The sequence below is a fragment of the Phaeobacter sp. HF9A genome (genome assembly GCF_011806385.1).
Classification (GTDB): domain Bacteria; phylum Pseudomonadota; class Alphaproteobacteria; order Rhodobacterales; family Rhodobacteraceae; genus Epibacterium.
On the sequence record NZ_JAATOX010000050.1, the window covers coordinates 1 to 12,910 of the forward strand.

At 61.8% G+C, this 12,910-nt stretch carries 13 protein-coding genes; 6 read left to right on the forward strand and 7 right to left on the reverse strand.

From position 1 onward, the window contains the following. The first annotated feature begins 610 nt into the window (after nucleotides 1-610). Nucleotides 611-3,493: a ribonuclease E/G gene (locus tag HCZ87_RS10705; RefSeq protein WP_167643750.1), complete on the forward strand. Its 2,883-nt coding sequence runs from the start codon at nucleotides 611-613 to the stop codon at nucleotides 3,491-3,493. Nucleotides 3,494-3,628: 135 nt separating this feature from the next. On the opposite strand, the gene HCZ87_RS10710 is transcribed toward HCZ87_RS10705, so the two are convergent. Further along, on the reverse strand, nucleotides 3,629-3,865 hold the full coding sequence (locus tag HCZ87_RS10710) for a sulfurtransferase TusA family protein (RefSeq protein WP_167643751.1): 237 nt from the start codon (nucleotides 3,863-3,865) through the stop codon (nucleotides 3,629-3,631). A gap of 93 nt (nucleotides 3,866-3,958) precedes the next feature. On the opposite strand from HCZ87_RS10710, the gene HCZ87_RS10715 reads away from it, so the two are divergent. The 4 genes from HCZ87_RS10715 (at nucleotide 3,959) to HCZ87_RS21315 (ending at nucleotide 7,661) form a co-directional block, all read left to right on the forward strand. Next, a complete protein-coding gene (locus tag HCZ87_RS10715) occupies nucleotides 3,959-4,711 on the forward strand; it encodes a cytochrome c biogenesis CcdA family protein (protein ID WP_167643752.1) in 753 nt (250 codons plus the stop codon). 69 nt (nucleotides 4,712-4,780) lie between these two features. Further along, complete coding sequence (locus tag HCZ87_RS10720) at nucleotides 4,781-6,028, forward strand: hypothetical protein (protein ID WP_167643753.1); 1,248 nt, start codon at nucleotides 4,781-4,783, stop codon at nucleotides 6,026-6,028. Further along, on the forward strand, nucleotides 6,025-7,401 hold the full coding sequence (locus tag HCZ87_RS10725; RefSeq protein ID WP_167643754.1) for a cytochrome P450: 1,377 nt from the start codon (nucleotides 6,025-6,027) through the stop codon (nucleotides 7,399-7,401). The genes HCZ87_RS10720 and HCZ87_RS10725 overlap by 4 nt, the downstream gene beginning before the upstream one ends. After that, nucleotides 7,398-7,661 (forward strand): hypothetical protein, encoded by a 264-nt coding sequence (locus tag HCZ87_RS21315; RefSeq protein WP_175582224.1) that lies wholly within the window; start codon nucleotides 7,398-7,400, stop codon nucleotides 7,659-7,661. The genes HCZ87_RS10725 and HCZ87_RS21315 overlap by 4 nt, the downstream gene beginning before the upstream one ends. 26 nt (nucleotides 7,662-7,687) lie before the next feature. Here HCZ87_RS21315 and HCZ87_RS10735 read toward each other — a convergent pair whose 3' ends face one another. The 3 genes from HCZ87_RS10735 to fumC are packed head-to-tail and all read right to left on the reverse strand — an operon-like array spanning nucleotide 7,688 to nucleotide 9,476. Beyond that, entirely contained in the window at nucleotides 7,688-7,906 is a 219-nt protein-coding gene (locus HCZ87_RS10735) for a ribbon-helix-helix domain-containing protein (protein ID WP_167643756.1), read from the reverse strand. Further along, the gene (locus HCZ87_RS10740) at nucleotides 7,903-8,079 is read right to left on the reverse strand and encodes a DUF4169 family protein (RefSeq protein ID WP_167643757.1); all 177 of its coding nucleotides are present in this window, start codon (nucleotides 8,077-8,079) and stop codon (nucleotides 7,903-7,905) included. The genes HCZ87_RS10735 and HCZ87_RS10740 overlap by 4 nt, the downstream gene beginning before the upstream one ends. After that, nucleotides 8,079-9,476: a class II fumarate hydratase gene (gene fumC, locus HCZ87_RS10745; RefSeq protein ID WP_167643758.1), complete on the reverse strand. Its 1,398-nt coding sequence runs from the start codon at nucleotides 9,474-9,476 to the stop codon at nucleotides 8,079-8,081. The genes HCZ87_RS10740 and fumC overlap by 1 nt, the downstream gene beginning before the upstream one ends. A 230-nt stretch (nucleotides 9,477-9,706) precedes the next feature. Between fumC and HCZ87_RS10750 the strand changes: the two genes are divergently transcribed. After that, the gene (locus tag HCZ87_RS10750; RefSeq protein ID WP_254868597.1) at nucleotides 9,707-10,294 is read left to right on the forward strand and encodes a hypothetical protein; all 588 of its coding nucleotides are present in this window, start codon (nucleotides 9,707-9,709) and stop codon (nucleotides 10,292-10,294) included. Between the two features lie 109 nt (nucleotides 10,295-10,403). On the opposite strand, the gene HCZ87_RS10755 is transcribed toward HCZ87_RS10750, so the two are convergent. The 3 genes from HCZ87_RS10755 to HCZ87_RS10765 form a co-directional block, all read right to left on the reverse strand. Then, nucleotides 10,404-10,886, reverse strand: coding sequence for an SspB family protein (locus HCZ87_RS10755; RefSeq protein WP_167643759.1), 483 nt, complete (start codon nucleotides 10,884-10,886; stop codon nucleotides 10,404-10,406). Between the two features lie 128 nt (nucleotides 10,887-11,014). Then, nucleotides 11,015-12,316, reverse strand: coding sequence for a chromate efflux transporter (gene chrA, locus HCZ87_RS10760; RefSeq protein ID WP_167643760.1), 1,302 nt, complete (start codon nucleotides 12,314-12,316; stop codon nucleotides 11,015-11,017). Between the two features lie 97 nt (nucleotides 12,317-12,413). Continuing rightward, nucleotides 12,414-12,848, reverse strand: a complete 435-nt coding sequence (locus HCZ87_RS10765; RefSeq protein WP_167643761.1) for an ester cyclase — start codon at nucleotides 12,846-12,848, stop codon at nucleotides 12,414-12,416. Nucleotides 12,849-12,910: the final 62 nt, after the last annotated feature.

The following is a 12,910-nucleotide window of genomic DNA, read 5'->3' on the forward strand; positions in this document are numbered from 1 at the left end:
CCCCTCGTGCTCCCCGGGATATTTGCAAAAAGATGAAGAAACACCCCGGCGGCGGGCTCAGGAGATTAACGAAATCTCCTTTCTTTGCTGTTTCTCTACGCTGGGATTCGTTTTGCTGACCTGTGACGCAGAATGACCATTGTCATTACCTATCCACAGGTCTTATGCTGATTGAACAGGCATCACAATATTCGATGCTTTGGATGAGATTTGCTGTTGTCCTGTCCGTCCGGCCTATGCCGGGGCAAGGTGACAGAGGAATTCGCCACGCAGATTGCGTGGCTGATGAATGCCTACTTTGATGAGGCCACAACTGGCCAGGTCGAAGAGGAAATAATGGGCAGGGATCGGGATACCCCCACCTGTCGGAGAAGAACCGCGATGACGCGCGCGAGAGTATTGAGCCCGGATACAGGTTTTCCACAATTCTGCTGGAAATCCCATCCCTATGCGGCTTTGATCCCCGCGCTGCGCCCTATCGCCCTGACAAGACACCACCCACAACATGTACGTCCGCCCGGACCCGGAGGATGGGCGGGGGCTTTTGCCCCCAGACCCGTGACCCCGGGACGGCGACCACCTGTGCTGGCCTGGTGCAATCCAAGGACTTATGGCGAAGAAAATGCTGATCGACGCCACGCACGCGGAAGAAACCCGCGTTGTTGTGGTGGATGGAAACAAAGTTGAAGAGTTCGATTTTGAATCCGAAAACAAGCGCCAGCTGGCTGGCAATATCTACCTTGCAAAGGTAACCCGCGTCGAACCGTCCCTGCAGGCGGCCTTTGTGGACTATGGCGGAAACCGCCATGGCTTCCTCGCGTTCTCTGAAATTCACCCGGACTATTATCAGATCCCCGTTGCGGATCGTGAGGCCCTGATGGAGGAAGAGCGCGCCTATGCCGAGGCGCAGCGTGCGCGCGATGACGATGAGGACGATCCCAAGCCCAAGCGCCGGACGCGCTCGCGCAGCAAGACTCGTGCCGAAAAGGCCAGGACCTCTGATGCGGTGGAAACCCGTGATCCCGCTTCCTCTGGTGAAATCTCCGGCATGGAGACCATCGACCTGAGCGAGGATGACAGCGATCTGAGCGAGGTGCCCGAGGCAACCTCGCCGATGGAGACTGTTGCCGAAACGCCAGTTGAGGAGCCACAGGACGACACCCCCGAGGCTGGCGTGGACGAGGAGGCTGTCGAGGCGGCGGATGAGGCGCTCTTGGCTGAGGATGACGCTGAAGACGAGGGCGACGCGCAGGGCGAAACAGGCGACAGCTCTGCCACTGAGGGCAAATCCTCGGATGCGGCGGACAAGGATGACAGTATCGAATCCGTTGCCGAGGAGGATGACCACGAGGATATCCGCCCTCCGCGCAAGCCGCGTCCCAAACGGTATAAAATTCAAGAAGTTATCAAGGTCCGTCAGGTCCTCTTGGTGCAGGTCGTCAAGGAAGAGCGCGGCAATAAAGGCGCGGCGCTGACCACCTATCTGTCGCTGGCTGGTCGCTATTGCGTGCTGATGCCGAACACCGCCCGCGGCGGTGGTATTTCGCGCAAGATCACCAATGCCGTGGACCGCAAGAAGCTGAAAGAGATCGCCGCCGAGCTGGACGTGCCCACCGGCGCGGGGCTCATCGTGCGTACCGCAGGGGCCAAGCGCACCAAGGCGGAGATCAAGCGCGACTATGAGTATCTGCAACGTTTGTGGGAACAGATCCGCGAGCTGACGCTGAAATCCATCGCGCCGGCCAAGATCTATGAAGAGGGCGACCTGATCAAACGCTCGATCCGCGACCTTTACAATCGCGAGATTGACGAGGTTCTGGTCGAGGGCGAGCGCGGCTATCGCATCGCCAAGGACTTCATGAAGATGATCATGCCGTCCCACGCCAAGAACGTGAAAAACTATCAGGATTCGCTGCCGCTCTTTGCCCGTTACCAGGTCGAAAGCTACCTCGGCGCCATGTTCAACCCGACGGTGCAGCTGAAATCCGGCGGCTATATCGTGATCGGTGTGACCGAGGCGCTGGTGGCGATCGACGTGAACTCGGGTCGCGCCACCAAAGAGGCGTCGATCGAGGATACCGCGCTCAAGACCAACCTGGAGGCCGCCGAAGAGGTGGCGCGCCAGCTGCGTCTGCGCGACCTTGCGGGCCTCATCGTTATCGACTTCATCGACATGGACGAGCGCAAGAACAATGCCGCCGTTGAAAAACGGATGAAGGACAAGCTGAAGACGGATCGCGCCCGCATTCAGGTCGGCCGGATCTCCGGCTTTGGCCTGATGGAAATGTCGCGTCAGCGTCTGCGCCCCGGCATGATCGAGGCGACAACCGCGCCGTGCCCGCATTGCCATGGCACCGGCCTGATCCGCTCGGATGACAGCATGGCGCTGTCGATCCTGCGCCAGATCGAGGAAGAGGGCACCCGCCGTCGTTCCCGCGAGGTGCTGGTGAAATGTCCGGTGGATATCGCCAACTATCTGATGAACCAGAAGCGCGAGCATATCGCCCAGATCGAGGCGCGCTATGGTCTGTCCGTGCGGATCGAGGGCGATGTGACCTTGGTCAGCCCCGATTTCACGCTGGAGAAGTTCAAGACCGCATCGCGCAGCATTCCCGTATCAACCGCGCCGGTGGTGTCGGTGGATACCTCGATCATGGATCAGGTGGATGCCGAGGAAGAGGTCGAGGAAGAGGCGGAGATCGTCGCCGAACCCACGCCCGAAGTCCCGGAGGTCGAGAGCGAGGCGGATGGCGAGGCCAAGCCCAAGCGCAAGCGGCGTCGGCGTCGGCGGAAGAAGTCGAACGGTGACAATGGCGGCGAGGGCACGCAGGACGCGAATGGGGAGAGCGAGGCATCCGCGAACGAGGCCGACGCTACCCCAGCCGCTGAGGAAGCCGACGAACCCGCAGCTGAGACCAGCGATGCAGAGGACGAGTCGAAGAAGAAAAAGACCCGGACCCGCACGCGCAGCCGGTCACGCAAAAAGCCGGAGCCGGTTGCAGAGCAGGCCTCCGCTGTTGAAGCCGAGGCACCCACAGCGGAGGCCCCGGTTGAGGAGCCCGCAGCTGAGGTCGCAGCGGTTGAGGCTGAAAGCGCCCCGGTCGTAGAAAGCGCATCCGAAGACGCGCCGCAGGTCGAAGCCGTCGAGGCTCAGGCAGAAGAAAGCCCGGCAACTGAAGCGCCTGAATCTGCTGTCGAGAGCGACGCGGAGGCCGCCCCGGCGGCTGAGGCGGAGACGGCACCGGTTGCAGAAGCTGCCCCCGAGGCCGCGTCTGAGACCGCTGAGGCTCCCTCGGCAGAAGCGCCTGCGGAAGACGCGACAGCGCAGGAGGCCCCAGAGGTGAGCGCAGCGGAGCCGATGACGGAGGAAGCAGCCTCCGAGACGGCCACCGAATCCGCGCCGGAGCCTGAAGCCGAGCTGGTCACCGCCGAGCCGGAACCGGCAGAACCCGCCAAGCCCAAGCGGCGCGGCTGGTGGTCCGTGGGAAGCTAAACCACAGCGCTCAGAACTGGCGACCCGGTTCTGAGACCACTTGACCAGATGAGACAAAACAAAAGGCGGTCCCGCGTGGGCCGCCTTTTCTGCGTCAGTGGTGGTGCATTTGGGACGTGCGGCTGCGAAATCGCCTCAGGCGCCGCCCTTGCGGATCAGATAGACCTGATGTGCGGCGTCGTCGTGCATGCCGAGAAACGCATGCCCCGCTTCACTGCAAAAATGCGGCACGTCAATGATCGCGGCGGGATCATCGGCCAGGATGCGCAGCACGCCGCCTTCGGGCAGTGGCTCCAGCCGCTTGCGCGCCTTCAGGACGGGGAGGGGGCAGAGGAGGCCAATGGCATCCAGCGTGGCGTCAAAATCAGTCATGCCCCTGAGATACGCCGCGTGTTACAGCCTGTCCACAAGGATGTGACACCGCGTACCCGTGACGCCGCTCCCGGCTTGGACTATGCAGGCTTTATGTTTGGAATCGAAATCATCGACGCGAGCCTGCTGCCCGCCATGTTTGTCGCCCTTATCGGTGGCATTGTCAGCTTTCTGTCGCCCTGCGTGCTGCCCATCGTGCCGCCCTATCTGGCCTATATGAGCGGCGTGACGATTGGCGAAATCCAGGGCACTGCGGCGGCCCGGCGCAAGGCGGTCGTGGCGGCGTTGTTCTTTGTCTTTGGCCTTTCCACGGTGTTTTTGCTTCTGGGCTTCACAGCCTCCGCATTTGGCGCCTTCGTGGTGCAAAATCAGGAGCTTCTGGCCAAGATCTCCGGCCTTGTGGTGATCGTCTTTGGCCTGCATTTCCTGTCGGTGTTCCGCATTCCGCTTTTGGACCGCGAGGCGCGGATGACCACGGGCGAGGCGGGCGGCTCGGCGCTTGGGGCCTATGTGCTGGGGCTGGCCTTCGCCTTTGGCTGGACCCCCTGCATCGGCCCGCAATTGGGCGCGATTCTGTCGCTCGCGGCGTCAGAGGCATCGGTCGCGCGCGGCACCTTCCTGCTGGGCATCTACGCGCTTGGCCTTGGCGTGCCCTTCCTTCTGGCGGCGGTGTTCCTCACCCGCTCCATGATCTTGATGAACCGGATCAAACGCCACATGGGGCTGATCGAAAAAATCATGGGCGGGCTCTTGCTGCTGGTCGGGATCATGCTGGTTTCGGGGCTGTTCACCAGCTTCTCCTTCTGGTTGCTCGCGACCTTCCCGGCGCTGGCCACTTTGGGCTGATCCGGCCCATCTGCTGTCTTACTCTTGCCAGAAAGCTAGGCTAGGCTCCGGGCAGGAAAGATCAGGGCGATGAGCAGCAACAGCATATCACAACCGGTGCGCAGGCGCCGGGTCTTCTATATTCCGGGCTATGATCCCTTCCACCCGCGCCGCTACCGCGAACTCTATCGCAGCGAAGGGGCGGAGCAGGCGCGGATTTCCGGCTATGATCTCACGCTCTCGCCCAAGACGGGCAAGGGCCGCTATGGCTGGCATGTCTCGGCCGATATTGAAGGGGCGCAGGTCGAGACCGATGTCGAGGTGCTGGTCTGGTCCGATATCGTCAAGGACAGCATGGAGAGCTCGATCCTCGCCACCTACGGGCAGCTGATGCGCACCGCCTGGATCTATATCTCCAGCGGCGCGCTCTGGCGGCTGATGCGCCTGCGCAAGGGGCCGGTGATTGCGGCGCTCTATCCGGTGGTGATCCTCTTGGTGCAAGCGGTCCTGGCGCTGCTGCTTGCGGCTGGCGTCGCCTGGGGTGTGGGGCTGCTCTCCGCTATGCTGGGCGTTCCGGGGGGGCTGTCGCTGCTGCTCCAGATCGTCCTGGGCCTTGGTGCTGCGATCGCGCTGCTCCTGGCCTTCAAGGCACGCGACAACAAGCTCTTTGCCTATTACCTGATGCATGATTACGCTTATTCCGCCGCGCTATATGGGCGCAACCCGCCCGAGCTGGAGGCGCGAATGGCTGCGTTTCGCGGTGCGATCCACGACGCCCTCGCGCAGAATGCGGTCGACGAGGTGCTGGTGGTCGGCCATTCCTCCGGCGCGCATCTGGGGGTCTCCGTGCTGGCGGATCTGTTGCGCGAGGGGCTGCCGCAAGACCGCCCCGCCCTGAGCTTTCTGAGTCTGGGGCAAGTGGTGCCGATGGTGTCTTTCCTGCCGCAGGCGGATCGGCTGCGCCGCGATTTGCAGGAGCTCTCCGAACAGGAGCAGATCCCCTGGTATGACGTGACCGCACCGGGCGATGGTTGCGCCTTTGCGCTTTGTGATCCGGTGGCGGTGAGCGGCGTCGCGCGTTCTGCGCAGCGCTGGCCGGTGGTGTTCTCCGCCGCCTTTACCCAGTCGCTCAGCCCGGCTCGCTGGCACGCGCTGAAGCGACGCTATTTCCGGCTGCATTTCCAATACCTCTGCGCCTTTGATGCGCCGCGCGACTATGACTATTTTCGCATCACCGCAGGTCCGCTGACGCTGGGCGCGCGCTATAGGGAGCGCGGCCATTCCCGCTCGCGCCTGAACCGGGCGGTCAATCGCCATACCTCGGTCGCCCCGCGATGACCGTCTTGCCACCCAAACCACCGGCACGACCGGATAAAGTCTCGCTTTGGCGCTATCTCAAGCTGTTTCGCGCCGATATTCTGTCGGCCCAGCCCGCGCGCCTCTATCGGGCCTGGATGGCAGAGTTCCGCACGCCGTTTTTCCGCTCCTTCCTGATCAATCAACCGGATCTTCTGGATGTGGTGCTGAAACAGCGCGCTGATGATTTCCCCAAATCCAACCGCATCGGCGAGGGGCTGCGGCCGCTTCTGGGCAACTCCGTGTTCCTGACCAATGGCGAGACCTGGAAACGCCAGCGCCGCATTATCGACCCGGCTTTTGAGGGCGGGCGGCTGAAAGAGACCTTTCCCGCGATGTTGGCTGCGGCGGAGGCCGGGGCGGAGCGTCTGGCCGGACAGGCGGGTGGCAGGCCGGTGGAGATCGAGGCCGTGACCTCGCATATCGCGGCGGATGTGATCTTCCGCACCCTGTTTTCCATCCCGATCGAACATGAGGTCGCCGCCGAGGTCTTCAGCCGGTTTCGCGCCTATCAACAGGCGCAGCCGATCCTCAATCTGGCGGCCTTTGTGCCGCTGCCGCGTTGGATGCCCCGGTTTTTTCCCAAAGGCACCAAGGAGAACGCCGGCCGTATTCGAGGCCTGATTACCCAATTGACCGAGGCCCGCATGGCCGAGATCCAAGCAGGCACAGCGCCGCAGGATCTGGCGAGCAAGATCATGACCACGCTGGACCCGCAAACCGGGCAGGGGTTTTCCACGCAGGACATGGTCGATCAGGTGGCGATCTTCTTTCTTGCCGGTCATGAAACCAGTGCGTCGGCCCTGGCCTGGTCGCTCTACTTGCTGGCACTCTGTCCGGAGTGGCAGGATCGCGTTGCCGCCGAGGCGGAAACCCAGGGCACCGGCGATTTCTCCGCCGTGTCGCGCCTGCGGGTGACCCGTGATGTGTTCCGCGAAGCGCTGCGGCTCTATCCGCCGGTGCCGATGATGGTGCGAGAGGCCAGCTGTCCGGTCCGGTTTCGGGATCGCGATGTGCCCAGGGGAGCGCAGATGGTGCTGAGCCCCTGGCATCTGCATCGCCACAGCCGGCTCTGGGAGCGCCCGGATGAGTTTGACCCAAGCCGCTGGCAGAGCGAGAACGGCAAGGCCTGTGCGCGCAGTGCCTATATGCCGTTTTCAGCGGGGCCGCGGGTCTGCACCGGCGCAGGTTTTGCCATGGTCGAAGGGGTGCTGATCCTGGCGCATCTGCTGCGTCGCTACAGGGTGACATTGGTCGAAGACAAGACGCCGCAACCCGCAGCGCATCTGACAGTGCGCTCGAAAGAGGGGATATGGTTGCGTCTCACCCCTCGGTCCCCGTCCCGGAATTTTTGAAAAATTCCGCCGCGTTTTCTTGGAAAGAAAACGGGTTACAGCAGCAGGCGTATCGGTTCCTGATTGCAGAAGATCACCATTTGACCGGCGTTTTCGACAGCGTGAAAGCCGCGCCGTTTCAGTTCCGCTTCAAAAGCCGCGCGACCGACATAGCGGTCTATGTCCCGGATTTTGCGGCGAATGACGCCCCCTTGGCAAGCGGCCTTGGAGCTGAACAGATGCGTGATCCAGGCATCAGGAGAGAGCGGCGATGGACATGACATGCGCACAGCCTCTCAGATCGTGGTTAACGATCCCTTAAGTGGCGCAAGACATAGAGGCGAATGGCCGAGGCAAGCCCACAGTCGTCACCGCGCACTTCGTCGATTTCCGCGGCCAGTTCGTTGATGGGGCGTTGCTCCTGGCGGGCGATGTCACGAAAGACCTGCCAGAACTCATCCTCCAGCGAGACCGAGGTCCGGTGACCGCGCAGGGTCAGAGAATGTTTCTTGGGGCGTGCGCTCATTCGTCCAGCTTGTGCCCGTCCAGGTCACGGCGCTTCTGGGCCTCACGCAATTGCGTCACCTCTTTTTGCGCCTTGGTCCGACCAAACTTCACAGCGTTTTCATCAGCACGGGCCTTTTTATCGGCCCGTGCCTTTTCCTTGCGAAACCGGTTCAGGTTGACCGGCTTGCCCATCACTTGGCCTTGGGGCCGATCATCTGTTCCGGGCGAACCACCTTGTCAAAGGTTTCTTCATCCACGAAGCCAAGCGCGATGGCTTCTTCCTTTAGCGTGGTGCCATTCTTATGCGCGGTCTTGGCGACCTTGGTGGCATTGTCATAGCCGATGGTGGGGGCCAGCGCGGTGACCAGCATCAGGCTCTCTTTCATCAGCTTGTCGATGCGGGGTTCGTTGGCCTCAATGCCCATCAGCATCCGCTCGGTAAAGCTGTCCGCCGCATCCCCAAGCAGCTGGATGGATTGCAGCAGGTTGTAGGACATCATCGGATTATAGACATTGAGCTCGAAATGCCCCTGGCTGCCGGCGAATTTGATCGCGGCATCATTGCCCATCACATGCGCGGCGACCTGGGTCAGCGCCTCGGCCTGCGTCGGGTTCACCTTGCCCGGCATGATCGAGGAGCCCGGTTCGTTTTCCGGCAGGATCAGCTCGCCCAGACCGGAGCGCGGACCGGAACCAAGGAAACGGATGTCATTGGCGATCTTGTAGCAAGACCCCGCAATGGTCGCCAGCGCACCGGAGAGGAACACCATGGCGTCATGCGCTGCTAGGGCTTCGAATTTATTGGGCGCGGTGACAAAGGGCAGGCCGGTGATTTCGGCCATATTGGCGGCTACGGTCTCGCCCCAGCCCTCAACGGTATTTAGACCCGTACCAACGGCGGTGCCGCCCTGGGCCAGCTCATAAATTCCGGGCATCGCGGCCTCAACCCGCGCCAGACCCTGACGGATCTGATGCGCATAGCCGGAAAATTCCTGACCCAGCGTCAGCGGCGTTGCGTCCTGCGTATGGGTGCGGCCGATCTTGATGATGTCCTTGAACGCCTCTGCCTTGGCTTCCAGCCCTTCGGCCAGTTTCGTCAGGCCTGGCACCAGAACGTCACGCACGCTCATGGCGGTGGCGATATGCATGGCGGTGGGGAAGGTGTCGTTGGAGGACTGCCCCATGTTGCAGTGATCATTGGGGTGCACCGGATCCTTGGAGCCGATCACGCCGCCGAGGATTTCGATGGCACGGTTGGCGATCACCTCGTTGGAGTTCATGTTGGACTGGGTGCCGGAGCCGGTCTGCCAGACCACCAGCGGGAAGTTGTCGTCAAACTTGCCCTCGATCACCTCGCCGGCCGCCTTGATAATGGCGTCGCCGATGGTGGCGTCCAGCTTGCCGCTGGCCTTGTTGGCCATGGCGCAGGCCTGTTTGATGACACCCAGTGCGCGCACGATGGCGACGGGCTGCTTTTCCCAGCCAATCGGGAAGTTCATCAGCGAGCGCTGCGTCTGCGCGCCCCAGTATTTATCGGATGGGACCTCAAGTGGGCCAAAGCTGTCGGTTTCGGTGCGGGTGTTCGACATTTATCTGTCTCCGTCGCTGGATCGGCCTAGTAGTATGCTTATGTATACCGTTTATCCGCGCAGGCGCACCGGTGCAATCGCTCTGCACCCGCAGTCGCGCATTTTGCGGGGATCTATTCGGTGGTATACTGCGCCGATGCCGCAAGCGCCATTGCCAGTTTGGCTGGGATGCCTAGATTACACCAAGAGAGAGTCGCCAAATGACCCCCAACAGGAGCTCGAACCCATAAATGCCCAGATATGCCCCTTCCATCACCCGGGCGATGCCTGATGCCAGGCTGGCTGGCCTGTGGTGCCTGACCATTCTGGCAGCGCTCGTGCTGGCGACACAGGCGGCCTTTGCGAGCTCCGCGGTGCATGGCTTTGTCGGCAGCTATTCCGGCAGCGCCGAGGTGGAGCAGCTCGACGGAACGACCGAGAAACGTGATATGAGCGTGGATATCCGCGAGACCTACAAGGGGTTCATGGTCAAATGGACCACGGCGATTCACCGTCCCGGGCAGAAGAGCAAAACCAAATCCTATTCTATTGAATTTCAGCCCGCCGACCGCCCCGGGGTGTTTTCGGCGGCGATGAAGACCAATGTATTTGGTCACACGGTGCAGATGGATCCGATGGAGGGCGAGCCTTTCGTCTGGGCCCGTGTTGTGGGGCCAACCTTGACCGTGTTTTCGCTCTATGTGGCCGAGAATGGCGACTATCTGATGCAGCAATATGACCGCACGCTTGCCGATGGCGGGCTGGAGTTGGATTTCTCGCTTCATCGCAACGGGGTGCCGTCCCGAACCGTCAGTACGTTCCTGACGCGCGAAAACTGAGCGCGCGCGCTGTTCTTCCCGGCTGGCACGCTGCGACGCGGGCCACAAACAAAAAACATGCTCCGAGGTCTCTCGGAGCATGTTTTTTATCGGTTGGCGATGGTTGGGGTTACTTGCGGAAGCTGTCCAGCGACACCACATCGGCGTTCTTCTTGTCGCCGCCGCTGGGGGCCTCGGCCTCCATATCCTCGGGCAGATCGGTGGCGATTTCGAGCGGCTCCAGCTCGTCGTCGTCCTCTTCGGTGCTTTCAAAACGCAGGCCGAATTCAACCGACGGATCCACAAAGGTCTTGATCGCGTCATAGGGGATATAGAGCGGCTCGGGCGATTCGCCAAAGTTCAGCGTGACCGCGAAGCCCTCTTCGCCAACGTCGAGATTGTCGAACCAATGTTGCATCACCACGGTCATCTCGCCCGGGTAGCGATCCGCAAGCCAATCGGCCAGTTCCGCGTCTGGGTGTGCGGTATCGAAGGTGATAAAGAAATGATGCGCCCCGGGCAGCCCGTTCGCCGCAACATCATCAAGCACATTGCGGATCAGCCCCCGCATGGCGCGATGCATCAGGTTTCCATAGTCGATCTGCCGGGACATGGCCTCACCCCTTAATTTCTGCCTGATGCGATTGCCGTCTGGCTGTATGGTCGTCGCGCCAGAACCGCATCCGTTCATCTTTAGTTTTGGACCTATTTTGAAGGCATTGCAAGCCGTGGACCCAGCCTTTAGCCGAGCGCAAAGCTATCGGCAATCAGGCCGAGACAGGCCATTGCGCCGAGCAACCACAAGATGCGCCCACGCAAGAGCCAGGCCAGGATCGGCGCGCAAAGCGTCAGGCCCGCCGCCCTGAGGTCGAGGCTGCCGGGCGCCGGGATGGGCAGGCGGAGGGGGCCAAGCCCGGCGAGGCTGTGATCTTGAAACAGCAAATGCAACAGGAACCAGACCGAGAGATTGAGCATCATGCCCGCCACCGCGGCGGTGATCATATCCAGCGCGCCACGCAGCCGGGGATGATGGCTCAGGCGCTCCACATAGGGGGCGGCGGCAAAAATCCACAGGAAACAGGGAATGAATGTGGCCCATAGCGCCACCAGCCCGGCAGCCAGCGCCAGCCAGACCCCGCCCTGATGGGCGCCGGCCAGCATGGCGACAAACTGGGTGACCAAGACCAGCGGCCCCGGCGTGGTTTCCGCCAGCCCCAGCGCGTCGATCATCTCGCCGGTGGTGATCCAGCCATGGGTGCTGACCACGGTCTGAGTCATATAGGCCAGCACCGCATAGGCACCGCCAAAGGTCCCCACCGCCAGTTTGGCAAAGAACCAGCCAATGGCGGCCAGGAACGCACTGGACCAAAGCTGCAACGCCAGCAGCGGCAGCAGCCACAGCGCCGCCCAGCTCAGGATTGTCAGCCAGTGCCGCCGGGGATTTGGTCTTGTGCCGTCCGTCGGCGCCAGCCCATCCGGTGCTTTGCGTTGCAGCAACCCCAGCAGCCCAGCCGCCAGAACCACGGCGGGGAAGGGCAGGTTGAACGCAAAAATCGCCAGAAACCCGCAGGCGGCAATGATCCGCGCCCGCGCCGTGGTCAGCGCCTTGGCCGAGATCCGCCAGAGCGCCTGAAGCACGATCACCACCACCGCCGCCTTGATCCCGAGGAAACCCGCCTGCACCAGCGGCAACTGGCCAAAAACCACATAGAGCGCGACCAAAAGCGCAATCACAAAGGCGCCGGGCAGCACAAACAAAGCGCCCGCCAGCAGCCCGCCAGGGACGCCACGCAGACGCCAACCGGCGTAGGTCGCCAGCTGCATCGCCTCTGGTCCGGGCAGGAGCATGCAAAAGGACAGGCCACGCAGAAACTGCGCCTCGGCAAGCCAGCCGCGCCGGTCAACCAGTTCTTTGTGCATCAGGGCAATCTGTGCGGCAGGTCCACCAAAGCTCAGAACGCCGATCCGGCCAAAGCTCTGCACCAATTGGCGCCAGTCGGGAGCCGGGTTGGCGTTCGGGGGCGTCGTGTCAGAATCGGACATGCCAGCGGCTCCGGTCGGTTGCTCTGCGCGTTTTTAACAAAGCAGGGCGATCTGACCAGTGGGATACTGCGGGCCTTGGGGGATATGAAATTCGGTCTCAGGCGACCCAGGTCAGCCGCTCGCCGGTCAGGAACACGGGCATCGCGTCAACCGGCAGTTGGCCGAGCTGCTCAAACATCCGAAGATAGTCAAAGTTGCTGTAGAATTCGATGAATTTCCCATCCTTTACGCGCACCAGCACCTGACCGGTGAAGTCGAACTCGCGGTTCTGCACGGGGTCAACGGCCTGAACCAGCACCCGGACCATGGCGAATTCGTCGCTTTCCAGGCTGTGCGTGATGGTCACATGCAGCTGCTCGATCAGCGTTTTCATGGCCGTGACAATTTCTTTGTAGTCGATGTCTGGCCCCACAAGGGAATCCAGACTGCCCCGAAAAATCACGTCGGGGTGCAGCAAGTCATCAACGACGTCCAGATTGTTGTTATTCCAGACTTCATCAAACCATAGGTGGAGTAAGGCGCTATGTGTCATGGGGGGGCGCATTTCATTTGTAACGATGAGAAAGAACGCTCTCTACAATTCGCGGCGGGGGG